Raw genomic sequence first — 21,504 nt, forward strand, 5'->3', positions numbered from 1 at the left:
CATGGGAAACGCGACAATGCCGTGCCGCGCCAGATGATTTCGCAGTTGCACACGGCGAAAATCGGGCAGGATCCACGCTCTTGAAGGTTTTTCGTCGACTTGCGCGAGGCACAAAAAAACCCGGCAAATCTGCCGGGTTCTTTTTTGGTGCGGTCGAGAAGACTCGAACTTCCACGGGTTTTACCCCACAGCGACCTCAACGCTGCGCGTCTACCAATTCCGCCACGACCGCTTGTCGTTTCCGCTGCGCGCCATCGGCGCTGCGGAGCCCTCGTCTAGCAAATAGGTTTTTCCCGCGCAAGCGCTTTGCGTCAGGATATTCACAAGGGGAAAGATGCATGTCGCCGCAAGGGCAAAATCACAGTGCCCCGCTCAGGCGCGCCGGCCGCGCCTCGGGCGGGCGCATCAGAACTTCGGTGACCGAAACGCCGACCCGCTCGCCCTGCAGGACGACCTGCCCACGAGCGATGGGAATGTTGTTGGCGAGAATCTGGACGTCGTCCTCCTCGCGCGACATCAGTTCGATCACCGCGCCGCGGCCCATGCGCAGCAGCTGGTGAATCGGCATCTCCGCCTTGCCGAGCACGACCGAGATCTCGATGGAAATATTATCGAAAGTACCCATATGACCACCGGACCGATGTCGCTTGGCAATGCCGTCGGCTTCATTCTATACGGGCCGGGCCGATGCCGCCCCGTCCGCCGACCTTGGCGGGCGTCTGGTTAACAAACTCCTAACGGACTTGCAAAATGACAGAGCGTGCGGAACTGGCCGGCTCCTTCTTCCCCAGCGTCGGCTCGCCACCCGTCGAATGGGCAGTGAGCGACGCGCCGGTCGCCTACGACGTCGCGCTGGAAGAGATGGAGCGGCGCGTCGCAGGGATCGCCGAGGGCACGATGCCCGAGCGGGTCTGGCTGCTGGAGCATCCCGCGCTCTACACCGCCGGCACCAGCGCCAAAGACCAGGACCTGATCGCGCCGGACCGCTTTCCCGTGCACAAGACCGGGCGCGGCGGCCAGTTCACCTATCACGGGCCCGGACAGCGGGTCGCCTATGTGATGCTCGACCTCAAGCGCCGCCGGCCGGACGTGCGCGCCTTCGTCGCGGCGATGGAGGACTGGGTGATCGGCACCTTGTGGGAGCACCATGTGCGCGGCGAACGGCGCGAGGACCGGGTGGGCGTGTGGGTGCGCCGCCCGGACAAAGGCGCAACCCGGGAGGACAAGATCGCCGCCATCGGCATCCGCATGCGCAAATGGGTCAGCTTTCACGGGCTGTCGCTGAACGTGGAGCCGAACCTGGAGCACTTCTCCGGCATCGTGCCCTGCGGCGTGACCGAGCACGGCGTGACGAGCCTCGTCGATCTCGGCCTGCCGGTGACGCTGGACGATGTCGACCTCGTCCTGCGGCGCTGCTTCGAGGAACGGTTCGGCCCAACGGTCTCCGCTCCCCCTTTCTGAGCCGCCTCCCCCTTGCAAGAAACACGGCACGACGGAACTGCACCCCGCCATGCCGCTTTGGGTGATTGCGATTGCCGCCCGGCTGGCCTACCCATGCCGGCAACCATGAAGGTGGCCTGCACCGGTCGCCACAAGACAGCGAGCCCCCTATGGACGCCATCCACCTCCAGGACCTTGCCTTCTACGCATTTCACGGCGTGCACGAGGAGGAGGCGCGACTCGGCCAGCGCTTCGTCGTCGACCTGACCTGCCGGCTGGACCTGACCGCCCCGTCCTTGAGCGACCGCTACGAGGAGACGGTGTGCTACGCCACCTTGACCAGGACCATCGAGAAGGTGGTGACCGGGGCCAGGTACAAGCTGATCGAGCGGCTGGCCGGCGCCATTGCCGATGCGGTGCTGAAAGCCGAGGGTCGGATCCAGGGCGTGACCGTGCGCGTGCACAAGCCGGGCGCGCCGCTGCCCATCGCCGCGGGCCGCGTCAGCGTCGAGATCACGCGGACGCGGGCTCCGAGCTGATGTCCTCGTCCGCCGGCGGCGGCGCATCGGCCGCTTCAGCGGCAAGCATGCGCTCCACCTCGGCAAGCAGGTCCGGCACCAAGCGGGGATCGGCGACGAGGCGACCGTCCTCCTCCCGCAGGATCGCCAGGAACGCCTCGCGCCGGATGGCCGCGAGCGCCTTCGGATCGACGCTCGCAATCGGCGCGGCGGCGCGCACCGCCATGGTCATCAGCCGGTCGGCCGCAGAAAGCCGTCCCCACAGATAGTCGTGCTCGCGCCAGCGGCGGTTGAAGAAGGCGCCGAAGGCATTGAGGTTGTTGCCCTTCAGCTTGACGCCGTCGGGCCGCAGCGCATGCGGGTCCAGGGGGCTGATCCGGTCGATCAGGATCTCGTTGTATTCCGAGCTCGCCAGCCGGCGCAGCACCGGCAGCGTGACGAGATCGTAGAAGGCGAAGCCGATATAGGCCGCGACCAGCGGCAGGCGCAGCGGCGGCGGCAGGTAGCTGTAGGCCATCACCGAGAAGGCATCGTCGCAAAGCCGGTCGAGATCGGCGAGCCCCATGAGGGTCGCCAACTGATCCAGCACCTCGCCGATGGTCTCGACATCGTCCGGCGCGCAGGCGGCGAGCCGTGCCGCCGCATCGGCCGTCTCCGCACCGTAGAAACTCACCGACCAGCGCTGCCCGAGATGGTCGACCTGCTCGTACAGCGTGCTCTTGAGCTCGTCCATTTCCGCCGGACGCAGCTCCAGTTCGGCGCCGGCCGCACGGTAGAGCCGGTTGAGCCGGCGGATCACGAACCGCAGCCGGCGGATGCGGTAGTCGACATCGAGCCCGCGCAGGAAGCGGATGATCGGCTGCGGCGTCGGCCCCTCCACCCCGCCATGGCCGGAGGCGGCGTCGGCATGCTGACGCGCCAACCAGGCCTCGATCCGCATTTCGCAGTCGCGCGGGGCCGTCACCGTGCCGCCCAGGGTTCCCGCCCGGGCCGTGGCGAGCTGGGCCAGGAGATCCGCCACGCGCGTCACCACGCCGGACAGCTTCAGCCGCTGATAACCGTGATAGGCATAACCGGCAGAGGCATGGGCGCGCTGGTTGGCCAGCATCCGGCAGCGGGTGAGCTCGGGAACCGTCATCGGCCGGTCGAGGTCGGCGCGCAGGATCGACGCCACTTCGCTTTCCACGACCGGCTCGGCCGCGGTGATCACTTCCGTCACCTGACGGACGTCGCGATTGTACTCCTCCACCTGCTCCAGCGCGTCGCCGATGGGCTCGTTGCGCGGGATATGGGCAAGCGATGCGAGAATGACGCGGAAGAAGCCGGGCAAATTACCCTCTCCCGCGCCAGGCGCTCCCTCCTCGCCATGGCCGTTGCCGGGAACCGGCGCCTCGTCCTTGCGGCCGAGGACATTGGCCATCGGGTCGACATAGACGATCCGCCGCACGACCTCGCGCGCTGCCGGCCGACCGGCGATCGCCTCGATCACCGGCTGGAAAGGCTTGTTCATGACGACGCTGCCATCGACCAGAATGCGGGCCTCGGGAGGCGTCCCGCTGCGCCCGAAGGCGCGGTGCAGGAAGATGCCGCGCAGCGGCCAGCTCTCGCCGCGCGCCTCAAGCACCCGGTCCATTTCGCCCACCGTCATCGGCGGAAAGGCGCCGGGAAAGGCGGAGGTCGCCCGCGCCGAAAAGATCAGATCGGGAATGCGCGTATCGGTGAAGTCGGAGACGATGTCGCCATTGCCCCGGCTGCTGGCGGAATAGCGCAGGATCAGCCGGTGCTCGGTCTCCTCCACCTCCACCGGATCGTCGATGGCAAAGCGGCGGCGGGCGCCGTGGAAGTCGGTGACGGTGACGAAGAGGTCCAGCGACTGGCCCTGCGGGATGAGCGAGTGGGGCGCACCGGGCGCATCGTCGGCCCGCATCCCCTTGGCCGCATCCAGCATCCAGCCGACATAGCGCTCGCCGGAAAAGGGAGGGGTGAACCAGCGCGCCTGCATGAACTGGCGCAGCTTGGTGCGGGTTTCCGGGTCGCCGAGCTCGGACTTCAGCGCCATGCCGACCAGCCGGTCGAGCACCGGGGCGATGGAGCCCTTGAGATAGCGGCTGAGGCCGACCGGCTCGTTTGACAGCCGGGTGACATCGGCGTTTTCAAGCCAGAGGTCGCGGTGGCCGTCGAGAGTGAGATTATGCGCCAGCGCCCGCGCCAGCATGACGCCGTTGACGCCGCCGGCGGAGGCACCCGCAATCACGTCGACGACGACCCGCAGGTCCAGCGCAGGCGCGAACATCTCCAGGAACCGCTGATAGACCTCGGTGCTGCTCTCGTCCCGCGCGGATGCCCCGGCCCCGTTCGCCTCCAGGCGCCGCGACGCCCGCACCAGGTTCAGGAATTCCCGCGTGATGCCATGCATGTAGACGGCAAGGGAAACCCCTCCGTAAAGCACCAGCGCCAAACGCAACTCGATCTGTTTCATGGATCCTACCGGAACAGGACGCCGCCGCCATGGTCCGCCTGTTCGCCGCAAAGCGCAATGGGCAAGCGGTCAGGAGCGCCCGCCGCGCTCCCGCCGAAGCTTGTCCCAATAGTCGAGGCGCTTGCGCAGCTCGCGCTCGAAGCCCCGCTCGGGCGGGTCGTAGAAGCGCTGGCGGCCCATCGCCTCGGGAAAGTAGTCCTGCCCCGAAAAGCCGTCCGGCTGATCGTGGTCATAGGCGTAGCCCTCGCCGTAGCCTTCCGACTTCATCAGCTTGGTGGGCGCGTTGAGGATGTGCTTGGGCGGGGCCAGCGAGCCGTGCTGCTTGGCCGCGCGCATCGCCGCCTTGTAGGCGACATAGGCGCCGTTCGACTTCGGCGCCGTCGCCAGATAGACGACCGACTGCGCCAGCGCCAGCTCGCCCTCGGGCGAGCCGAGCATCTGGTAGGCATCGCGCGCCGCATTGGCCTGGACCAGCGCGTTGGGGTCGGCAAGGCCGATGTCCTCGACCGCCATGCGGATCAGCCGCCGGGCGAGGAACAACGGATCCTCGCCGCCGTCCAGCATGCGGCAAAACCAGTAGAGCGCGGCATCCGGGTCCGACCCGCGCACAGACTTGTGCAGAGCGGAAATGAGATTGTAGTGGCCGTCGCGCGACTTGTCGTAGACCGGCGCGCGGCGCTGAACGAGCTCCTGCAGCCGTTCGGCATCGAAGGTCTCCCCGCCCCGCGCGGCACGCCAAACGTCTTCGGCCAGCGTCAGCGCGGCGCGCCCGTCGCCATCGGCCATGCGCAGGAGCGCGGCGCGCGCGCCCTCGTCGAGCGGCAGCGGCCGCCCCTCCTCCGCCTCGGCGCGGGCGAGAAGCCGCTCCAGCGCCTCGCTGTCGAGCGTGCGGAAGGTCAGCACATGCGCCCGCGACAGCAGCGCGGCATTGAGCTCGAAGCTCGGGTTCTCGGTGGTGGCGCCGACCAGCGTCACCGTGCCGTCCTCCATCACTGGGAGAAAGCTGTCCTGCTGGGCCCGGTTGAAGCGGTGGATCTCGTCGACGAAGAGCAGCGTCGCCTTGCCGGTGAGGCGCGAGGCACGCGCCGCCTCGAACACCTTCTTCAACTCGGCAACGCCGCTGAAGATCGCCGAGATCTGCTCGAAGCGCAGGTCCGTCGCATCCGCCAGCAGGCGCGCCACCGTCGTCTTGCCGGTGCCCGGCGGCCCCCAGAACACCAGCGAGCCGAGCGAGCCGGTCTCCAGCATGCGGGTCAGCACGCCGTCGGGGCCGAGCAGGTGATCCTGCCCGACCACGTCGGAAAGCTGCGCCGGGCGCAGCCGGTCGGCGAGCGGCCGGCGGGTCTGCGCCCCGAGCCCTGCGGACTGGAAGAGATCGCTCATCGGAAGATGCCCTGTTCCTGCCGCCTCAACCCCTCAGCGCTATCCTGAGCACTCGGCCGCCGCGCCGGATCTCCAGCCGCCAGACGCCCGGATCGCTGCCGGCGATGCGCTGCAGCGTGCGGGTGGTGTCGACCTCGCGGCCGTTGATGGTCTGGACCACGTCCCCGACCTGCAGCCCGACGCGGGCGGCCGGCGAGCCGGGCTCGATCCTGGTGATGACGACGCCCGTGTCGAAACCGTCGAGACGCAGTTCCTCGGCAACGGCCGGCGACAGGTTCATCACCGTCGTGCCGGCGAAGGGCGAGTAATCGGAGATCTCGCGTGCATCGCGCGGGACGGTTTCGGGCGCCGCCTCCAGCGCCACCTCCAGCTTCACCTCGCCGCGCGGCCGTACGACCGTCAATATGGTTGTGGAACCGAGCGTGCGGGTGGCGAAGCGATAGCCGAAGCTGTCCGGATCCGTCACTTCAATATCGCCGACATGGGTGATCAGGTCGCCGACCTTGAGCCCGGCGCGCTCTGCCGGACTGCCGGCACCGACCACGGTCACCAGAACGCCGCTGGGGCGGTCGAGGCCGAGCGCCTCGGCGATCTCGGCGCTGACGGTCTGCAGGCTGGCACCGAGCCAGGGCCGGCGCACGCGGCCGTCGTTCTCCGCCGCGTCGACGACAAAATGCACCATATTGGACGGAATGGCGAAGCCGATGCCGTTGGACCCGCCGGAGCGAGAGAAGATCGCCGTGTTGATGCCGACCAGCCGGCCTTCCATGTCGACCAGCGCGCCGCCGGAATTGCCCGGATTGATGGCCGCGTCCGTCTGGATGAAGAACTGGTAGTCGGAAACGCCCACCCTGGTGCGGGCCAGCGCCGAGATGATCCCTTGCGTGACCGTCTGGCCGACGCCGAAGGGATTGCCGATGGCCAGCACGATATCGCCGACAGCGAGTGTGTCGGAATCGGCGAACTCGATATGCGGGAAGGTCTCGGACGCATCCCTCACCCGCAGGATGGCGAGATCCGTGCGCTCGTCCTTCAGCACGATCTCGGCATCGAACTCGCGCCGGTCGGCCAGCGCCACCCGCACCGCGTCCGCTTCCGCGATCACGTGGTTGTTGGTGACGATGATGCCGTCGGCCGACACGATGACGCCGGAGCCGAGCGAGGACTGTACACGCTCGCGCGGGCGCCCCATGTCCTGGCCCGGCCCGCCGAAGAAGCGGCGGAAGAACGGATCGTCGAAGAAGGGCGAGACCGGGCGGCTCTGCACCGTGCGGCTGGCATAGACGTTGACGACCGCCGGCGCGGCCTGCTGCACCACTGGCGCGAAGGACAGGCGGAGCTCGGCCGCATCGCGCGGCGCTGTCCGCTCCTGGGCACCGGGCACGCCGGCGCCGGCGAACGTAATGAGAAGGACGGTGGCAAGCGCGAGCGAAGCGCGGCCTGCGAGGGTGTAGACGGACATCCCTGGAAACCTCACCGATTTGCGGCGCCGGGCATGGCCGGAACGACTCATGCCCCGCCTTTGGACAGTCGAGCCAAACCTAACAAAAAAGGCGACCCGAAGGCCGCCTTTCCGTGTGCGAATGCGAATGCGAGGTTCGCCCGCAAGATCAAGCCGCAGCTTCGGCGCCCTCGGCAGCCTCGTTGCGCGCCCGGTCGACCGCGCCCTTGGCGTCGACGTCGCGATCGACGAACTCGATCACGGCCATCGGGGCATTGTCGCCGTAGCGGAACCCGGCCTTGAGAACACGGGTGTAGCCGCCGTTGCGGCCCTTGTAGCGCTCGGCAAGCGTGTCGAACAGCTTGCGAACGAGGGCAACGTCGCGGATCTGCGCGATCGCCTGACGGCGGGCATGCAGGTCACCACGCTTGCCGAGGGTGACGAGCTTTTCCACGATCGGCCGCAGTTCCTTGGCCTTCGGGAGGGTCGTCACGATCTGCTCATGCTCAATCAGCGAAGCGGACATGTTGGCAAACATCGCCTTGCGATGGCTGGATGTCCGGTTGAGCTTGCGGCCGCGATTGCCGTGGCGCATGGCTCTCTCCTTTTTGTCTGGCGGTCACGTCTCTTGCGTGCCGCCGCCTGTCCCTTGGAAGACCGCGCTTTCGCGCGATCAGTACTGATGATCCTCGTAACGCTTGGCGAGCTCGTCGATGTTCTCCGGCGGCCAGTTGGCCACTTCCATGCCGAGATGGAGCCCCATCTGGGCGAGAACTTCCTTGATCTCGTTGAGCGACTTGCGGCCGAAGTTCGGGGTGCGCAGCATCTCCGCCTCGGTCTTCTGAATGAGATCGCCAATATACACGATATTGTCGTTCTTCAGACAGTTGGCCGAACGCACCGACAGCTCCAGCTCGTCGACCTTCTTCAGAAGCGCCGGGTTGAACGCGAGTTCGGGGACGGTGTCCTCCTTCACTTCGCGACGCGGCTCTTCGAAGTTGACGAAGATCGAAAGCTGGTCCTGCAGGATGCGCGCCGCGAATGCGACGGAATCTTCCGGAGAAACCGAACCGTCGGTCTCCACGTTCAGGGTCAGCTTGTCGTAGTCGAGAACCTGGCCTTCACGGGTGTTCTCGACCTTGTAGGAGACCTTCTTGACCGGGGAGTAGAGGCTGTCGACCGGGATGAGCCCGATCGGAGCATCTTCCGGACGGTTGCGCTCCGCCGGCACGTAGCCCTTGCCGGTGTCGACCGTGAACTCCATGCGGATCTCCGCGCCCTCGTCGAGGGTGCAAAGGACGAGATCGGGGTTGAGAACCTCGATGTCGCCGACCGTCTGGATGTCGCCGGCCGTCACCACGCCCGGACCCTGCTTGCGCACGACCATGCGCTTGGGGCCCTCGCCCTGCATGCGCAGCGCGATTTCCTTGATGTTCAGGACGATGTCGGTGACATCTTCCCGCACGCCCGGAATGGACGAGAACTCGTGCAGGACGCCGTCGATCTGCACCGCCGTCACTGCCGCGCCCTGGAGCGAAGACAGAAGCACGCGGCGCAGGGCATTGCCCAGCGTCAGACCGAAGCCACGCTCAAGCGGCTCGGCGACGACCGTGCCGACGACACGCGGGTCGTGGCCGGGCTTCACCTCGAGCTTGTTCGGCTTGATCAGTTCCTGCCAGTTTTTGTGAATGCTCAATTCTTATCCTCCGGCTGTCCCGCCGGTCTCGAGGACCGGCCATGCTGTGCCATGGGAATGAACGATATGCGGCTGAGCGTCAGACGCGGCGGCGCTTGCGCGGACGGCACCCGTTGTGCGGGATCGGCGTCACGTCGCGGATCGAGGTCACCATGAAGCCGGCGGCCTGCAGGGCGCGCAAAGCGGACTCACGGCCCGACCCGGGACCGCGAACCTCGACCTCGAGGGTGCGCATGCCGTGCTCGGCCGCCTTGCGGGCAGCGTCCTCGGCCGCGACCTGGGCGGCATACGGGGTCGACTTGCGCGAGCCCTTGAAGCCCATCGCACCGGCAGACGACCAGGAGATCGTGTTGCCCTGTGCGTCGGTGATGGTGATCATCGTGTTGTTGAACGTGGAGTTCACATGCGCCACGCCGGAGGAAATATTCTTTCGCTCGCGGCGGCGGACGCGCGTGGTGTCTTTAGCCATGTCTTTGTCCTTTGGTCGATCTCGTCACCGCCGTAAGTCGGCGGCTCCACCGGGCCTGATTGCCAGTGAGATTACTTCTTCTTGCCGGCAATCGGCTTCGCCGGACCCTTGCGGGTGCGGGCGTTCGTATGGGTACGCTGGCCGCGCACCGGAAGACCGCGACGATGGCGCAGGCCGCGATAGCAGCCAAGGTCCATCAGACGCTTGATGTTCATGGCCGTCTCACGACGCAGATCGCCCTCGACCATATAGTCGCGGTCGATGGTCTCGCGGATCGCGAGCACTTCGGCGTCGGACAGCTCGTTGACGCGGCGCTCGGGCGCAATGTTCACCTTCTCGATGATTTCCTGCGCGAACTTCGAGCCAATGCCGTGAATGTACTGAAGCGCGATGACGACGCGCTTGTTGGTCGGGATATTTACACCTGCGATACGGGCCACTGCCGTCTCCATGTCAATGGCGCGACCTCGGGGTGAGGACCGCGCCGGGTTGTCCCCGCGTCCGGTGGAGCCCGGCCCCTGCGGAGGAAAGCGCAAACGCACCCGTGCCGCGCGTTTCACGCGGTCCGGATGCAGGCGTTTTGCTGGAGCCGCGAGCCTTAGCCCGCAGCCGCCACCGCGTCAAGCGCGGAATCGATCTGTGCCGAGACGGTGTCGATCGGCTTCATGCCGTCGATGCCGACCAGCTGTCCGCGGCGGCGATAGTAGGGAGCCACCACCGCGGTGTCGCGGTTATAGGCCTCGAGCCGCTGCTTGAAGACCTCCGGATCGTCGTCCTTGCGGACCGGCTGCCCAGCGGCCTTGGCATCGGCGGCGCGCTTCATGATGCGGTCGACGAGGATCGATTGATCGACCTCCAGTTCCAGCACCATATCGAGCTTCAGCCCCTTGCCGGCCAGCATGTGGTCGAGCGCCTCGGCCTGGGCGACGGTGCGCGGAAAGCCGTCGAGGATGAACCCCTTCTGGGCGTCCGCTTCCTCGATCCGGTCGGCGACGATGCCGATGACGATCTCGTCGGACACGAGGCCGCCGGCATCCATCACCGCCTTGGCCTGCAGGCCGACCGGCGTGCCGGCCGCAACGGCGGCGCGCAGCATGTCACCGGTGGAAAGCTGCGGAATTCCGTACTTCTCGACCAGCCGAGCGGCCTGCGTTCCCTTGCCGGCGCCCGGCGGTCCGAGAAAAATCAACCTCATCTGCGCTTCCCCCTGAGTTTCGCCTTCTTGACAAGGCCTTCGTACTGATGCGCGAGCAGATGGCCCTGGATCTGGGAAACCGTATCCATGGTCACGCTGACGATGATCAGCAGCGAGGTGCCTCCGAAGTAGAACGGAACGCCGGTCGCGGAAATGAGGAATTCGGGTAATAGACAGACCAGGACGATGTAGATGGCACCGACCACCGTGATCCGGGTCAGCACATAATCGATATACTGCGCGGTGCGCTCGCCCGGACGGAAGCCCGGAATGAAGCCGCCGTGCTTCTTCAGGTTGTCGGCCGTATCGGACGGGTTGAACACGATCGCCGTGTAGAAGAAGCAGAAGAACACGATGAGCGCCGCGTAGAGCAGCATGTAGAGCGGCTGGCCGTGGCCGAGCAGCGCGGTGACCGTGGTCAGCCAACTGCTCTCGTCGCCGGTCGTGCCGAGGCCGGACAGCGTCGCCGGAACCAGCAGCAGCGAAGAGGCGAAGATCGGCGGAATGACGCCGGCGGTGTTGAGCTTCAGCGGCAGGAACGAGGTGTTGCCCTCGAACATGCGGTTGCCGACATTGCGCTTGGGATACTGGATCAGGAGCCGGCGCTGCGCGCGCTCCATGAACACGATCAGCGCAATCACCACGATCGACAGCAGAATGATGCCGATGATGATCGGGGTGGCCAGCGCACCCTGGCGGCCGAGCTCAAGCGTCGAGGCGACGGCCGAGGGCAGACCGGCGACGATGCCGGCGAAGATGATCAGCGAGATGCCGTTGCCGATGCCGCGGGCGGTGATCTGCTCGCCCAGCCACATCAGGAACATGGTGCCGCCGACCAGCGTGATCACCGCGGAAATGCGGAAGAACCAGCCCGGATCGACCACCACATTGGCGGCGCTCTCGAGGCCGATGGCGATGCCGTAGGCCTGGAAGGTCGCCAGCACCACCGTACCGTAGCGGGTGTACTGGTTGATGACCTTGCGCCCCTGCTCGCCTTCCTTCTTCAGCTGCTCCAGCGAGGGAACCACCGAGGTCAGCAGCTGGATGATGATCGAGGCGGAGATGTAGGGCATGATTCCCAGCGCCAGGATCGCCATGCGCTCCACGGCACCGCCGGAAAACATGTTGAACAGCCCGACAATGCCCTGCTGCGCCTGGCCGAAGGCCTGGGCGAAGGCCTCCGGATTGATTCCGGGCAGCGGCACGTAAGTGCCGAACCGATACACAAGAAGCGCACCCAGTGTGAACCAGATACGCTTCTTCAATTCCTCGGCTTTGGCGAAAGCTGAAAAATTCAGATTAGCCGCTAGCTGTTCGGCAGCAGATGCCATTCCGGGCTCCGGTCAATTCTCGAGCAATCTGACGTGGGAAAACCCAGGCTTATTCAGCCTGGGCTCCGATAATCGTGACCTTGCCGCCGGCCTTCTCGACCGCGGCAAGCGCGTTCTTGGAGGCGCCGGAGACCTCGAAGGTCACTCCCGCCTTCAGCTCACCGTCGGAGAGCAGGCGGACGCCGTCCTTAACGCGGCGGATGACGCCGGCGGCCTTGAGGGCCTCGGCGGTCACCGTCTGGGAAGCGTCGAGCTTGCCAGCATCGATCGCGGTCTGAACGCGGCCAAGCGAGACGGCGTTGAAGGACTTGGCGAAGATGTTGGTGAAGCCGCGCTTCGGCAGGCGACGATGCAGCGGCATCTGGCCGCCCTCGAAGCCCTTGATCGCGACACCCGAGCGGGACTTCTGACCCTTGACGCCACGGCCGCCGGTCTTGCCCTTGCCCGAACCAATGCCACGGCCGACGCGCATGCGCTCCTTGGTGGCACCCGGATTGTCCCGGAGTTCATTCAGTTTCATCGTATGTCTCCCCGCATCCGTTACGCGTCTTCGACGACGCGAACGAGATGCTGAACCTTCCGGATCATGCCACGCACTTCCGGGGTATCCTTCAGCGTCGAGCGGCGGTGCATCTTGTTCAGACCGAGACCGACGAGCGTTGCCCGCTGGTCCTTCGGGCGCCGGATCGGGCTACCCACCTGCTCGACCGTGACGGTCTTTTCGTTCGCCATGGAACCAAGCCTTTCTCAAGCTGGGGTCGGCAACTGCCGGGTTCAAGCCTCGGCGGCCGGCACGCTGTCGTCGATGTCGCGGCGACGCGACTGGATCTGCGAAACCTTGAGGCCGCGGCGGGCAGCAACCGAGCGCGGGCTGTCCTCCTGCTTGAGAGCCTCGAAGGTGGCGCGCACCATGTTGTAGGGGTTCGCCGAACCGAGCGACTTCGCCACCACGTCCTGGACGCCGAGCGTCTCGAACACGGCGCGCATCGGGCCGCCGGCGATGATGCCGGTACCGGCCGGAGCCGCACGCAGCACGACCTTGCCGGCGCCGTGGCGGCCGTTGACGTCGTGATGCAGGGTACGACCCTCGCGCAGAGCGACGCGGATCATCGAGCGCTTGGCAGCCTCGGTGGCCTTGCGGATCGCCTCCGGCACCTCACGTGCCTTGCCGTGACCGAAGCCGACGCGGCCCTTCTGGTCGCCGACCACGACGAGTGCGGCAAAGCCGAAGCGACGTCCGCCCTTCACAACCTTGGCGACGCGATTGATGTGCACGAGCTTGTCGACAAACTCGCTGTCGCGCTCGGCGCGATCGCCACCGCGCTCCCGTGTATCCTGTCTCGCCATAATATTCGCTTCCGTTTGTCTGTGAGCGTCTTGACGACGATCAGAATTCCAGTCCGCCCTCGCGCGCGGCGTCGGCCAGAGCCTTCACGCGCCCGTGGTACATGTAGCCGCCACGGTCGAACACGACCTTGGTGACACCAGCAGCCTTGGCGCGCTCTGCGATGAGCTTGCCGACCTCGGCCGCGGCCGAGATGTTGCCGCCGGTCTTCAGCGTGCCACGAAGATCCTTCTCGATCGTCGAGGCGGACACCAGGGTGCAACCCTGCGCATCGTCGATGATCTGAGCATAGATCTGCTTGGACGAACGGTGCACCGACAGACGCGGACGGCCGTTCAGAACCTTCTTGATCGAACGACGGACGCGGTCGCGGCGGCGTTCGAAGCCATTGTTTGTCTTCGCCATGATCCGGTCCGTTACTTCTTCTTGCCTTCCTTACGGACGATGAACTCGCCCGCATAGCGGATGCCCTTGCCCTTGTAGGGCTCCGGCGGCCGGTACTTGCGGATTTCCGCAGCAACCTGGCCGACGCGCTGCTTGTCGATGCCGGTGATGACGATTTCCGTCGGCTTCGGGCAAGCGGCCTCGATGCCCTCGGGCATCGCATAGACCACGTCATGGGAAAAACCGAGCGCGAGCTGCAGGTTCTTGCCCTGCACCTGTGCGCGATAACCGACGCCGGTGATCTCGAGCTTCTTCTCGAAGCCCTTGCTGACGCCCGTCACCAGGTTCTCGACCATCGTGCGGGACATGCCCCACATGGCGCGGGCAGGCTTGCTGTCCTCGCGCATCGCGATCGAAATCCCATCGTCGTTCATTTCGGCCAGAACGAGGTTGTTGAGCTCGAAGGACAGCTGTCCCTTCGGGCCCTTGACCTCAACCATCTGACCGTTGATCGTTGCCGTTACCCCGCTCGGCACGGGGACTGGCTTCTTGCCAATTCGAGACATATGACCAACCTGTCCAGTTCAATTGCCTGGCGGGGCTGCCGCATCAGAAGATGCGGCAGAGAACCTCGCCACCCACGTTCTGCTCACGGGCATCGTGATCCGCCATCACGCCACGCGGCGTGGACAGAATCGAGACACCCAGACCATTTGCGACACGCGGGATATTCTTCACCGAAGAATACACCCGCCGACCCGGCTTCGAGACACGCTCGATCGAGCGGATCACCGGTTCGCCGTCGAAATACTTCAGCTCGATCTCGAGCTCGGACTTGCCGCCCTCGTACTCGACCATCGAATAGCCGCGGATATACCCTTCCGCGACCAAAACGTCGAGCACATGTTCGCGCAGCTTCGATGCCGGCGTCGAGACCTTGCTCTTGCGCCGCATCTGGGCATTGCGGATCCGGGTGAGCATATCGCCCAAGGGATCAGAAATCGCCATCGGACCGTCTCCTTACCAGCTCGACTTCACGAGGCCCGGGACCAAACCCTTGGAGCCCAGCTCGCGAAGCGCAACGCGCGACATCTTCAGCTTGCGGTAGTAGCCGCGCGGACGACCGGTGACTTCGCACCGGTTGCGCACGCGAATCTCCGCGGAGTTGCGCGGCAGCTTGGCAAGCTTGAGGCGCGCTGCGTAACGCTCCTCGAGCGAAAGGCCTTCGTCCTTCGCCGCAGCCTTCAGTTCCGCACGCTTCTCGGCGTACTTCTTAACGAGCCGCTCGCGCCGCTTGTTCTTCTCGATCGCGCTCTTCTTCGCCATCGTCTGTCCTCGTTCTTTCCCGTTTACTTACGGAACGGGAAGTTGAACGCGCGCAGAAGCTCGCGCGCCTCGTCATCATTGTCCGCGGACGTGCACACGATCACGTCAAGGCCCCAGATCTGGTCGACCTTGTCGTAATTGATTTCCGGGAACACGATGTGCTCTTTGATGCCCATGGCATAGTTGCCACGTCCGTCGAAGCTCTTCGCGTTCAGGCCGCGGAAGTCACGAACGCGCGGCAGCGCGATGGTGATCAGGCGGTCCAGGAACTCGTACATGCGCTCGCCACGCAGCGTGACCTTGGCACCGAGCGGCATGCCCTCGCGCACCTTGAAGGTGGCGATGGACGTGCGAGCGCGGGTGATCACCGGCTTCTGACCGGCGATCATCGCCAGGTCGTCGGCGGCGATCTTCGCCTTCTTGCTGTCCGCGACTGCTTCGCCGACGCCCATGTTGAGAACGATCTTCTCTAGCGACGGGATCTGCATCGGGTTCTTGTAGTTGAACTTCTCCTGCAGCGCCGGACGGATCTTTTCCAGATATTCCGTCTTCAGCCGCGGAGCGGTCTTGGTCTCAGCCATCGATCAGATCCCCCGAACGCTTGGCCACGCGCACCTTGGTGCCGTCTTCCTTGATCTGGAACCCGACGCGCGTCGGCTTGCCATCCTTGGGGTCGGCAAGCGCCAGATTCGACACGTGAACCGGCAGCTCCTTCGAAACGATGCCGCCTTCCGACTGGGCGGTCTGGCGCTGGTGGCGACGAACCACATTCACGCCACGCACCACAGCCTTGTTCTCGTCCGGCAGCATGCGGACGATTTCACCGGTCTTGCCCTTGTCACGACCGGTAAGCACGACGACTGTGTCGCCCTTCTTGATCTTGGCGGCCATTACAAAACCTCCGGCGCGAGCGAGATCACCTTCATGTGGTTCTTCGCACGCAGTTCACGCGGAACCGGGCCGAAGATACGGGTCCCGATCGGTTCCTTGTTGTTGTTGACCAGCACGGCCGCATTGCGGTCGAACCGGATCACGGAGCCGTCGGGCCGGCGGATATCCTTCGCCGTGCGCACAACGACCGCTTTCATCACGTCGCCCTTCTTGACGCGGCCGCGCGGATTGGCCTCCTTGACGCTGACGACGATGATGTCGCCGACGCTGGCATATTTCCGCTTCGAGCCGCCGAGCACCTTGATGCACATGACACGACGGGCGCCGGAATTGTCCGCCACGTCGAGGTTTGTTTGCATCTGAATCATGACTGGCCGCCTTATTCTTCTTTCGCCGCGCCCGTCACCGGGCGCCGGAAATCACGTCAGTCCGCAGTCGAACCTTCGACAACGGTCCAGGTTTTGGTCTTCGAGATCGGCGCGCATTCCTGGATGAGGACGGTGTCCCCGACCTTGTGCGCGTTGGTCTCGTCATGCGCCCGATACTTCTTCGAGCGACGAACGGTCTTCTTGTAGAGCGGATGCGTGAAGCGACGCTCCACACGAACCGTCACCGTCTTTTCGTTGGCGTCGCTGACAACGACACCCTGCAGAACGCGTTTCGGCATTTCGATCTCCTTACGCGCTTGTCGCCACGCGCTTCTCGCGCATGATCGTCTGGATGCGGGCGATGTCGCGGCGCACCTGGCGGACCCGCGCCGTGTTCTCAAGCTGGCCGGTAGCCCGCTGGAAGCGCAGATTGAACTGCTCCTTCTTCAGGCTCTCGAGCTCCGTTCCCAGCTCGTCCATGGTCTTTGCCCGAACGTCTGTCGCCTTCATGGCACTAGTCTCCTGGTCGCGCCTCAGTCGGCGATACGCTGGACGAAGCGGCACTTGATCGGCAGCTTGGCTGCCGCAAGGCGCATCGCCTCACGTGCCGTATCTTCCGGCACGCCGTCGATTTCGAACATGATCCGACCGGGCTTGACCTTGCAGGCCCAATAGTCCGGCGAACCCTTACCCTTACCCATGCGGACCTCGGTCGGCTTCGACGAAACCGGCACGTCCGGGAAGATCCTGATCCAAACACGACCCGCACGCTTCATGTGACGGGTCATGGCACGACGGGCCGCCTCGATCTGGCGCGCGGTCACCCGCTCCGGCTCGACGGCCTTCAGGCCGAAGGCGCCGAAGTTGAGATCCGTACCGCCCTTGGCGGTGCCGTGGATCCGGCCCTTGTGCTGCTTGCGGAACTTCGTTCGCTTCGGTTGCAGCATCTCTTCTCTCGCTCTTTGCTTCTGTCCAAGACCGACCGGCGCCGTTAGGCGGCGCGGCCGCGCTCGCGCTCGCGGCGTCCGCCGCCCTGGTTCGTTCCGTCGCCCTCAACCGCACGGCGCTCCGAGGCCATCGGATCGTGCTCAAGGATTTCGCCCTTGAAGATCCAGACCTTGACGCCGCACGTGCCGTAGGCGGTGTGCGCCGTGGACACGCCATAGTCGATGTCGGCGCGCAGCGTGTGCAGCGGCACGCGGCCTTCGCGGTACCATTCGGTACGAGCGATCTCCGCGCCACCCAGACGGCCGCCGCAGTTGATGCGGATGCCCTGGGCGCCCATGCGCATCGCCGACTGGACGGCGCGCTTCATGGCGCGGCGGAACGCCACGCGGCGCTCGAGCTGCTGCGAGATCGAGTCGGCGACCAGCTGGGCGTCGATTTCCGGCTTGCGCACTTCAACGATGTTGATGTGCACGTCCGACGAGGTCATGTCCGAGAGAGCCTTGCGCAGCTTCTCGATGTCCGCGCCCTTCTTGCCGATGATCACGCCAGGACGACCGGAATGAACCGTGACGCGGCACTTGCGGTGCGGACGCTCGACGACGACCTTGGAAACGGCCGCCTGCTTCAGGGCCTTGAGGATGTACTCGCGGATGCGGAAATCCTCGTGCAGCAGCTTGCCATACTCGCCCTTGTCCGCATACCAGCGCGAATCCCAGGTGCGGTTGATGCCAAGACGCAGACCGATCGGGTTAACTTTGTGTCCCATCAGGCAGTCTCCTCGACTTCGCGGACGACGATGGTCAGGTTCGAAAACGGCTTCTCGATCCGACCCACACGGCCACGAGCACGCGCCTGGAACCGCTTGATCACGAACGCCTTGCCCACGTGGGCTTCGGCCACGACAAGGCTGTCGACGTCGAGATCGTGGTTGTTCTCGGCATTGGCGATCGCCGACATCAACGCCTTCTTGACGTCGTCGGAGATCCGCTTGCGCGAGAAGGTGAGGTCGGCGAGCGCCTTCTCGACCTTCTTGCCGCGGATCGTTGCCGCGACGAGGTTGAGCTTGCGCGGGGAGACCCGCAGCATCCGGGCGACCGACTTCGCCTCGTTATCGGCGAGCGCGCGCCCGCCCTTCGGCTTGCCCATCGTTACTTCCTCTTCGCCTTCTTGTCAGCGCCGTGGCCGTAATAGGTCCGGGTCGGCGAGAACTCGCCGAACTTGTGACCGATCATGTCCTCGGACACCAGAACCGGAACGTGCTTCTGACCATTGTAGACGCCGAAGGTGAGACCCACGAACTGCGGCAGGATGGTCGAGCGCCGGCTCCACATCTTGATGACTTCGTTGCGACCCGAGGCGCGGACCTTTTCTGCCTTCTTCAGCAGAAAGCCGTCGACGAACGGGCCTTTCCAAACAGAACGTGCCATTCCAGGCCCCTCTTACTTCTTGCGCGCGTGGCGGCTGCGGACGATGAACTTGTCCGTGGCCTTGTTGCGACGCGTGCGCTTGCCCTTGGTCGGCTTGCCCCACGGGGTGACCGGATGACGGCCGCCCGAGGTGCGACCCTCGCCACCACCGTGCGGGTGGTCGACCGGGTTCATCGCGACACCGCGAACATGCGGGCGACGACCCATCCAGCGCGACCGACCGGCCTTGCCGAGGTTGATGTTGCCATGGTCCTGATTGGACACGGCGCCGATCGAGGCCATGCAGGTGCCGAGGATGCGGCGCTGCTCGCCAGACTGCAGGCGGACCGTGGTGTAACCCTGGTCACGGCCGACGATCTGGGCATACGCACCGGCGGAACGGGCCACCTGGCCGCCCTTGCCCGGCTTCAGCTCGACATTGTGCACGATCGTGCCGACCGGGATCGAGGCCAGCGGCATCGCATTGCCCGGCTTCACGTCGACGAGCTTGCCCGACACGACCTTGTCGCCGACGGCCAGGCGCTGCGGCGCCAGGATGTAGGCGAGCTCACCGTCCTCATACTTGATGAGGGCGATGAAGGCGGTCCGGTTCGGATCGTACTCGATCCGTTCGACAGTCGCGAAAATGTCGGCCTTGGTCCGCTTGAAGTCGATCAGACGATAACGGCGCTTGTGGCCGCCGCCGCGGTTCGGCGACGTCGTGCGGCCCATGTTGTTGCGGCCGCCCGTTTTGGACAGGCCTTCCGTCAGCGTCTTGACCGGCTTGCCCTTGTACAGGGACGAGCGGTCGACCATCACCAGCTGGCGACGACCGGGCGACGTCGGATTAAAGGTCTTGAGTGCCATCTTTCCTTCTCCGCCCTCAGAGTCCGGTGGTGACGTCGATGGACTGGCCATCGGCAAGCGTCACGACCGCCTTCTTGACGTCGGACTGCTGGCCGAGACGACCGCGGAAGCGCTTCGCCTTGCCCTTGCGGACCAGGGTGTTCACTGCCGTGACCTTGACGCCGAACAGCGCCTCGACTGCCGCCTTGATCTCGGGCTTGGTCGCCGTCGGCGAGACGTTGAACACGACCTTGTTCTGCTCCGAAGCGAAGGTCGCCTTCTCGGTAATCACCGGGGAAACGACCGTGTCGTAGTGCTTCAGGTTGGTCATTTGAACCGCTCCTCGAGAGCCGTCACCGCCGACTTGGTCAGCACCAGCTTCTCACGACGCAGGATGTCATAGACATTCAGGCCTTCGACGGGCAGCAGGTCGATCGCCGGGATGTTGCGCGAGGCGAGGCGGAAGTTCGCATCGATCTCGCTGCCGTCCACGACGAGCGCATTGCTCAGGCCCAGGTTCGCCAGACGCGCGGCCAGAGCCTTGGTCTTGGCCTCCTCGGCGCTCGCCACGTCGACGATGATCAGACCGTCGGCCTTGAACTTCGCCGAAAGGGCGTGACGCAGGCCGAGGGCGCGAACCTTCTTCGGCAGGTCGTGAGCGTGGCTGCGCACGACCGGGCCATGCGCCTTGCCGCCGCCGCGGAACTGCGGGGCCTTCTTGTTGCCGTGACGTGCACCGCCGGAGCCCTTCTGGCGGACGAACTTCTTCGTCGAGCCGGAGACTTCCGAGCGCTGCTGGGCCTTGTGAGTACCGGCCTGGCGCTTGGCGAGCTGCCAACGCACGACGCGGTGGATCAGGTCGGTGCGCGGATCGAGACCGAAGATCTCGTCCGACACCGTGATCGAACCGGCGGCGGCCCCGTCCAGGGTCTTCACCTCAAGTTCCATCACTCGCTCTCCTTCTCGACCGCAGCCTCGGCCGCGGAAGCACGGAACGCGCCCGGCATCGGCACGCCATCCGGCAGGGCCTTCTTGACGGCGTCGCGAACCACGATCCAGCCACCCTTCGATCCCGGGACAGCGCCCTGGATCATGATCAGGCCGCGCTCCGGATCGGTGCGGACGATCTTCAGGTTCTGCGTGGTCACCTGCTCGGCGCCCATGTGACCGGCCATCTTCTTACCCTTGAAGACTTTGCCCGGATCCTGGCACTGACCGATCGAACCATGCGAACGGTGCGAGATCGACACGCCGTGAGAGGCGCGCAGACCACCGAAGTTGTGACGCTTCATGGCACCGGCGAAGCCCTTGCCGATCGAGGTGCCCGTGACGTCCACGAACTGGCCCTCGACGAAATGGTCGGCCGTGATCTCCGCACCCACCTCGATCACGTTCTCCGAGGAGACGCGGAACTCGGCGAGCTTGCGCTTCGGCTCGACGCTGGCAACCGCGAAATGTCCGCGCATGGCCTTCGACGTATTCTTCACCTTGGCCAGACCGGCGCCGACCTGCAGCGCGACATAGCCATTCTTCTCTTCCGTCCGGTGGGCAACAACCTGACAGTTTTCGAGCTTCAGCACCGTCACCGGCACATGCTCGCCCGCATCGTTATAGATGCGCGTCATACCCACCTTCTGTGCGATCACTCCAGAACGCATCGGCGTGTCCCCTTGTGAGCGCCTTACAGCTTGATCTCGACGTCGACACCGGCCGCAAGGTCGAGCTTCATGAGCGCGTCCACGGTCTGCGGCGTCGGATCAACGATGTCGAGGAGGCGCTTGTGAGTGCGCATCTCGAACTGATCACGGCTTTTCTTGTCGATATGCGGACCACGAAGCACGGTGTACTTCTCGATCCGCGTGGGCAGCGGCACGGGGCCGCGCACTTGTGCACCGGTCCGTTTCGCCGTGTTGACGATCTCACGGGTCGACGCATCGAGAACCCGATGGTCGAACGCCTTGAGACGGATCCGAATGTTCTGACCGTTCATCTCTCAATCCCCGAGCGGGACGGCGGAACGGATCACCCGTTCCGCCAT

The 21,504-nt window shown here is 65.2% G+C and carries 33 protein-coding genes and 1 tRNA gene; 2 read left to right on the forward strand and 32 right to left on the reverse strand.

The window, feature by feature from the left end; genetic code table 11:
* Positions 1–145 precede the first annotated feature (145 nt).
* Both MNI96_RS17295 and MNI96_RS17300 read right to left on the reverse strand, forming a co-directional pair.
* Positions 146–232, reverse strand: a tRNA-Leu gene (locus tag MNI96_RS17295).
* Positions 233–358: 126 nt separating this feature from the next.
* Complete coding sequence (locus tag MNI96_RS17300) at positions 359–625, reverse strand: FliM/FliN family flagellar motor switch protein (protein ID WP_158192868.1); 267 nt, start codon at positions 623–625, stop codon at positions 359–361.
* 125 nt (positions 626–750) lie between these two features.
* On the opposite strand from MNI96_RS17300, the gene lipB reads away from it, so the two are divergent.
* On the forward strand, positions 751–1,461 hold the full coding sequence (gene lipB / locus MNI96_RS17305; protein ID WP_249695182.1) for a lipoyl(octanoyl) transferase LipB: 711 nt from the start codon (positions 751–753) through the stop codon (positions 1,459–1,461).
* Positions 1,462–1,610: 149 nt separating this feature from the next.
* Positions 1,611–1,979 (forward strand): dihydroneopterin aldolase, encoded by a 369-nt coding sequence (folB, locus tag MNI96_RS17310; protein WP_249695183.1) that lies wholly within the window; start codon positions 1,611–1,613, stop codon positions 1,977–1,979.
* Here the strand turns inward: folB and MNI96_RS17315 are convergent.
* The 30 genes from MNI96_RS17315 to rpsJ all read right to left on the reverse strand — a co-directional run bounded on the left by MNI96_RS17315 (position 1,954) and on the right by rpsJ (position 21,456).
* The gene (locus tag MNI96_RS17315) at positions 1,954–4,437 is read right to left on the reverse strand and encodes a patatin-like protein (protein ID WP_249695184.1); all 2,484 of its coding nucleotides are present in this window, start codon (positions 4,435–4,437) and stop codon (positions 1,954–1,956) included. The two genes, folB and MNI96_RS17315, sit on opposite strands and share 26 nt — an antisense overlap.
* A 69-nt stretch (positions 4,438–4,506) precedes the next feature.
* Complete coding sequence (locus MNI96_RS17320; RefSeq protein ID WP_249695185.1) at positions 4,507–5,820, reverse strand: replication-associated recombination protein A; 1,314 nt, start codon at positions 5,818–5,820, stop codon at positions 4,507–4,509.
* A gap of 25 nt (positions 5,821–5,845) precedes the next feature.
* Positions 5,846–7,282: a DegQ family serine endoprotease gene (locus MNI96_RS17325; protein ID WP_249695186.1), complete on the reverse strand. Its 1,437-nt coding sequence runs from the start codon at positions 7,280–7,282 to the stop codon at positions 5,846–5,848.
* Positions 7,283–7,430: 148 nt separating this feature from the next.
* A complete protein-coding gene (rplQ, locus tag MNI96_RS17330) occupies positions 7,431–7,856 on the reverse strand; it encodes a 50S ribosomal protein L17 (protein ID WP_067216462.1) in 426 nt (141 codons plus the stop codon).
* Between the two features lie 78 nt (positions 7,857–7,934).
* Positions 7,935–8,957 carry a DNA-directed RNA polymerase subunit alpha gene (locus MNI96_RS17335; RefSeq protein WP_249695187.1) on the reverse strand — a complete coding sequence of 341 codons (1,023 nt, stop codon included), beginning with the start codon at positions 8,955–8,957 and terminating at the stop codon, positions 7,935–7,937.
* Positions 8,958–9,036: 79 nt separating this feature from the next.
* Positions 9,037–9,426, reverse strand: a complete 390-nt coding sequence (gene rpsK / locus MNI96_RS17340) for a 30S ribosomal protein S11 (RefSeq protein ID WP_249695188.1) — start codon at positions 9,424–9,426, stop codon at positions 9,037–9,039.
* A 71-nt stretch (positions 9,427–9,497) separates the two neighbouring features.
* Positions 9,498–9,866: a 30S ribosomal protein S13 gene (rpsM, locus tag MNI96_RS17345; RefSeq protein ID WP_249695190.1), complete on the reverse strand. Its 369-nt coding sequence runs from the start codon at positions 9,864–9,866 to the stop codon at positions 9,498–9,500.
* A gap of 158 nt (positions 9,867–10,024) precedes the next feature.
* Positions 10,025–10,621 (reverse strand): adenylate kinase, encoded by a 597-nt coding sequence (locus tag MNI96_RS17350; RefSeq protein WP_249695192.1) that lies wholly within the window; start codon positions 10,619–10,621, stop codon positions 10,025–10,027.
* Positions 10,618–11,952 carry a preprotein translocase subunit SecY gene (gene secY / locus MNI96_RS17355; RefSeq protein ID WP_249695193.1) on the reverse strand — a complete coding sequence of 445 codons (1,335 nt, stop codon included), beginning with the start codon at positions 11,950–11,952 and terminating at the stop codon, positions 10,618–10,620. Before secY ends, MNI96_RS17350 begins: the two co-directional genes overlap by 4 nt.
* Positions 11,953–12,001: 49 nt before the next feature.
* A complete protein-coding gene (gene rplO / locus MNI96_RS17360; RefSeq protein WP_249695195.1) occupies positions 12,002–12,472 on the reverse strand; it encodes a 50S ribosomal protein L15 in 471 nt (156 codons plus the stop codon).
* A 20-nt stretch (positions 12,473–12,492) separates the two neighbouring features.
* Positions 12,493–12,684 (reverse strand): 50S ribosomal protein L30, encoded by a 192-nt coding sequence (gene rpmD / locus MNI96_RS17365; protein ID WP_067216479.1) that lies wholly within the window; start codon positions 12,682–12,684, stop codon positions 12,493–12,495.
* Between the two features lie 42 nt (positions 12,685–12,726).
* The gene (gene rpsE / locus MNI96_RS17370; RefSeq protein ID WP_067216481.1) at positions 12,727–13,299 is read right to left on the reverse strand and encodes a 30S ribosomal protein S5; all 573 of its coding nucleotides are present in this window, start codon (positions 13,297–13,299) and stop codon (positions 12,727–12,729) included.
* 40 nt (positions 13,300–13,339) lie between these two features.
* Positions 13,340–13,702, reverse strand: coding sequence for a 50S ribosomal protein L18 (rplR, locus tag MNI96_RS17375; protein ID WP_249695197.1), 363 nt, complete (start codon positions 13,700–13,702; stop codon positions 13,340–13,342).
* A gap of 11 nt (positions 13,703–13,713) precedes the next feature.
* Positions 13,714–14,247, reverse strand: coding sequence for a 50S ribosomal protein L6 (gene rplF, locus MNI96_RS17380; protein WP_249695200.1), 534 nt, complete (start codon positions 14,245–14,247; stop codon positions 13,714–13,716).
* Between the two features lie 43 nt (positions 14,248–14,290).
* Positions 14,291–14,689 (reverse strand): 30S ribosomal protein S8, encoded by a 399-nt coding sequence (rpsH, locus tag MNI96_RS17385; protein ID WP_067216487.1) that lies wholly within the window; start codon positions 14,687–14,689, stop codon positions 14,291–14,293.
* Positions 14,690–14,701: 12 nt separating this feature from the next.
* Entirely contained in the window at positions 14,702–15,007 is a 306-nt protein-coding gene (gene rpsN, locus MNI96_RS17390; protein WP_067216490.1) for a 30S ribosomal protein S14, read from the reverse strand.
* Between the two features lie 23 nt (positions 15,008–15,030).
* Positions 15,031–15,588, reverse strand: a complete 558-nt coding sequence (gene rplE / locus MNI96_RS17395; protein WP_067216492.1) for a 50S ribosomal protein L5 — start codon at positions 15,586–15,588, stop codon at positions 15,031–15,033.
* Positions 15,581–15,898, reverse strand: coding sequence for a 50S ribosomal protein L24 (rplX, locus tag MNI96_RS17400; protein WP_067216494.1), 318 nt, complete (start codon positions 15,896–15,898; stop codon positions 15,581–15,583). The genes rplE and rplX overlap by 8 nt, the downstream gene beginning before the upstream one ends.
* Complete coding sequence (gene rplN, locus MNI96_RS17405) at positions 15,898–16,266, reverse strand: 50S ribosomal protein L14 (protein ID WP_067216497.1); 369 nt, start codon at positions 16,264–16,266, stop codon at positions 15,898–15,900. The genes rplX and rplN overlap by 1 nt, the downstream gene beginning before the upstream one ends.
* Before the next feature lie 56 nt (positions 16,267–16,322).
* Positions 16,323–16,565, reverse strand: coding sequence for a 30S ribosomal protein S17 (gene rpsQ, locus MNI96_RS17410; RefSeq protein WP_067216498.1), 243 nt, complete (start codon positions 16,563–16,565; stop codon positions 16,323–16,325).
* 10 nt (positions 16,566–16,575) lie between these two features.
* Positions 16,576–16,776 (reverse strand): 50S ribosomal protein L29, encoded by a 201-nt coding sequence (rpmC, locus tag MNI96_RS17415; protein WP_067216501.1) that lies wholly within the window; start codon positions 16,774–16,776, stop codon positions 16,576–16,578.
* A gap of 23 nt (positions 16,777–16,799) precedes the next feature.
* Positions 16,800–17,213 carry a 50S ribosomal protein L16 gene (rplP, locus tag MNI96_RS17420; RefSeq protein ID WP_067216503.1) on the reverse strand — a complete coding sequence of 138 codons (414 nt, stop codon included), beginning with the start codon at positions 17,211–17,213 and terminating at the stop codon, positions 16,800–16,802.
* A gap of 44 nt (positions 17,214–17,257) precedes the next feature.
* Positions 17,258–17,980, reverse strand: coding sequence for a 30S ribosomal protein S3 (gene rpsC, locus MNI96_RS17425; protein WP_249695202.1), 723 nt, complete (start codon positions 17,978–17,980; stop codon positions 17,258–17,260).
* Positions 17,980–18,360 carry a 50S ribosomal protein L22 gene (rplV, locus tag MNI96_RS17430; RefSeq protein WP_158192883.1) on the reverse strand — a complete coding sequence of 127 codons (381 nt, stop codon included), beginning with the start codon at positions 18,358–18,360 and terminating at the stop codon, positions 17,980–17,982. The genes rpsC and rplV overlap by 1 nt, the downstream gene beginning before the upstream one ends.
* 2 nt (positions 18,361–18,362) lie before the next feature.
* The gene (gene rpsS, locus MNI96_RS17435; protein WP_067216510.1) at positions 18,363–18,641 is read right to left on the reverse strand and encodes a 30S ribosomal protein S19; all 279 of its coding nucleotides are present in this window, start codon (positions 18,639–18,641) and stop codon (positions 18,363–18,365) included.
* A 12-nt stretch (positions 18,642–18,653) separates the two neighbouring features.
* A complete protein-coding gene (rplB, locus tag MNI96_RS17440) occupies positions 18,654–19,487 on the reverse strand; it encodes a 50S ribosomal protein L2 (protein ID WP_249695204.1) in 834 nt (277 codons plus the stop codon).
* Between the two features lie 16 nt (positions 19,488–19,503).
* Positions 19,504–19,797: a 50S ribosomal protein L23 gene (locus MNI96_RS17445; protein ID WP_067216514.1), complete on the reverse strand. Its 294-nt coding sequence runs from the start codon at positions 19,795–19,797 to the stop codon at positions 19,504–19,506.
* Complete coding sequence (rplD, locus tag MNI96_RS17450) at positions 19,794–20,414, reverse strand: 50S ribosomal protein L4 (protein ID WP_067216517.1); 621 nt, start codon at positions 20,412–20,414, stop codon at positions 19,794–19,796. Before rplD ends, MNI96_RS17445 begins: the two co-directional genes overlap by 4 nt.
* Positions 20,414–21,124 carry a 50S ribosomal protein L3 gene (gene rplC, locus MNI96_RS17455; protein ID WP_067216520.1) on the reverse strand — a complete coding sequence of 237 codons (711 nt, stop codon included), beginning with the start codon at positions 21,122–21,124 and terminating at the stop codon, positions 20,414–20,416. Before rplC ends, rplD begins: the two co-directional genes overlap by 1 nt.
* Positions 21,125–21,147: 23 nt before the next feature.
* Entirely contained in the window at positions 21,148–21,456 is a 309-nt protein-coding gene (rpsJ, locus tag MNI96_RS17460; RefSeq protein WP_067216522.1) for a 30S ribosomal protein S10, read from the reverse strand.
* Positions 21,457–21,504: the final 48 nt, after the last annotated feature.

It is taken from the genome of Stappia sp. WLB 29, assembly GCF_023507705.1.
Classification (GTDB): domain Bacteria; phylum Pseudomonadota; class Alphaproteobacteria; order Rhizobiales; family Stappiaceae; genus Stappia.

Bases quoted from the DNA above. Each gene is read 5' to 3' on its own strand.
- rplV (WP_158192883.1), bottom strand. From the start codon at position 18,360: ATGGGCAAGCCGAAGGGCGGGCGCGCGCTCGCCGATAACGAGGCGAAG.
- rpsQ (WP_067216498.1), bottom strand. From the start codon at position 16,565: ATGCCGAAACGCGTTCTGCAGGGTGTCGTTGTCAGCGACGCCAACGAA.
- secY (WP_249695193.1), bottom strand. From the start codon at position 11,952: ATGGCATCTGCTGCCGAACAGCTAGCGGCTAATCTGAATTTTTCAGCT.
- rpsC (WP_249695202.1), bottom strand. From the start codon at position 17,980: ATGGGACACAAAGTTAACCCGATCGGTCTGCGTCTTGGCATCAACCGC.
- rplC (WP_067216520.1), bottom strand. From the start codon at position 21,124: ATGCGTTCTGGAGTGATCGCACAGAAGGTGGGTATGACGCGCATCTAT.
- MNI96_RS17320 (WP_249695185.1), bottom strand. From the start codon at position 5,820: ATGAGCGATCTCTTCCAGTCCGCAGGGCTCGGGGCGCAGACCCGCCGG.
- MNI96_RS17445 (WP_067216514.1), bottom strand. From the start codon at position 19,797: ATGACCAACCTGAAGCACTACGACACGGTCGTTTCCCCGGTGATTACC.
- rplP (WP_067216503.1), bottom strand. From the start codon at position 17,213: ATGCTGCAACCGAAGCGAACGAAGTTCCGCAAGCAGCACAAGGGCCGG.
- MNI96_RS17325 (WP_249695186.1), bottom strand. From the start codon at position 7,282: ATGTCCGTCTACACCCTCGCAGGCCGCGCTTCGCTCGCGCTTGCCACC.
- rplD (WP_067216517.1), bottom strand. From the start codon at position 20,414: ATGGAACTTGAGGTGAAGACCCTGGACGGGGCCGCCGCCGGTTCGATC.
- rpmD (WP_067216479.1), bottom strand. From the start codon at position 12,684: ATGGCGAACGAAAAGACCGTCACGGTCGAGCAGGTGGGTAGCCCGATC.
- rpmC (WP_067216501.1), bottom strand. From the start codon at position 16,776: ATGAAGGCGACAGACGTTCGGGCAAAGACCATGGACGAGCTGGGAACG.
- rplB (WP_249695204.1), bottom strand. From the start codon at position 19,487: ATGGCACTCAAGACCTTTAATCCGACGTCGCCCGGTCGTCGCCAGCTG.
- MNI96_RS17350 (WP_249695192.1), bottom strand. From the start codon at position 10,621: ATGAGGTTGATTTTTCTCGGACCGCCGGGCGCCGGCAAGGGAACGCAG.
- rplX (WP_067216494.1), bottom strand. From the start codon at position 15,898: ATGGCCGCCAAGATCAAGAAGGGCGACACAGTCGTCGTGCTTACCGGT.
- rplF (WP_249695200.1), bottom strand. From the start codon at position 14,247: ATGTCTCGAATTGGCAAGAAGCCAGTCCCCGTGCCGAGCGGGGTAACG.
- rpsN (WP_067216490.1), bottom strand. From the start codon at position 15,007: ATGGCGAAGAAGAGCGCGATCGAGAAGAACAAGCGGCGCGAGCGGCTC.
- rplR (WP_249695197.1), bottom strand. From the start codon at position 13,702: ATGGCGAAGACAAACAATGGCTTCGAACGCCGCCGCGACCGCGTCCGT.
- rpsK (WP_249695188.1), bottom strand. From the start codon at position 9,426: ATGGCTAAAGACACCACGCGCGTCCGCCGCCGCGAGCGAAAGAATATT.
- rplQ (WP_067216462.1), bottom strand. From the start codon at position 7,856: ATGCGCCACGGCAATCGCGGCCGCAAGCTCAACCGGACATCCAGCCAT.
- rplN (WP_067216497.1), bottom strand. From the start codon at position 16,266: ATGATTCAGATGCAAACAAACCTCGACGTGGCGGACAATTCCGGCGCC.
- rplE (WP_067216492.1), bottom strand. From the start codon at position 15,588: ATGGCTGAGACCAAGACCGCTCCGCGGCTGAAGACGGAATATCTGGAA.
- rplO (WP_249695195.1), bottom strand. From the start codon at position 12,472: ATGAAACTGAATGAACTCCGGGACAATCCGGGTGCCACCAAGGAGCGC.
- MNI96_RS17315 (WP_249695184.1), bottom strand. From the start codon at position 4,437: ATGAAACAGATCGAGTTGCGTTTGGCGCTGGTGCTTTACGGAGGGGTT.
- MNI96_RS17300 (WP_158192868.1), bottom strand. From the start codon at position 625: ATGGGTACTTTCGATAATATTTCCATCGAGATCTCGGTCGTGCTCGGC.
- rpsS (WP_067216510.1), bottom strand. From the start codon at position 18,641: ATGGCACGTTCTGTTTGGAAAGGCCCGTTCGTCGACGGCTTTCTGCTG.
- rpsJ (WP_067216522.1), bottom strand. From the start codon at position 21,456: ATGAACGGTCAGAACATTCGGATCCGTCTCAAGGCGTTCGACCATCGG.
- lipB (WP_249695182.1), top strand. From the start codon at position 751: ATGACAGAGCGTGCGGAACTGGCCGGCTCCTTCTTCCCCAGCGTCGGC.
- rpsH (WP_067216487.1), bottom strand. From the start codon at position 14,689: ATGGCGATTTCTGATCCCTTGGGCGATATGCTCACCCGGATCCGCAAT.
- folB (WP_249695183.1), top strand. From the start codon at position 1,611: ATGGACGCCATCCACCTCCAGGACCTTGCCTTCTACGCATTTCACGGC.
- rpsE (WP_067216481.1), bottom strand. From the start codon at position 13,299: ATGGCGAGACAGGATACACGGGAGCGCGGTGGCGATCGCGCCGAGCGC.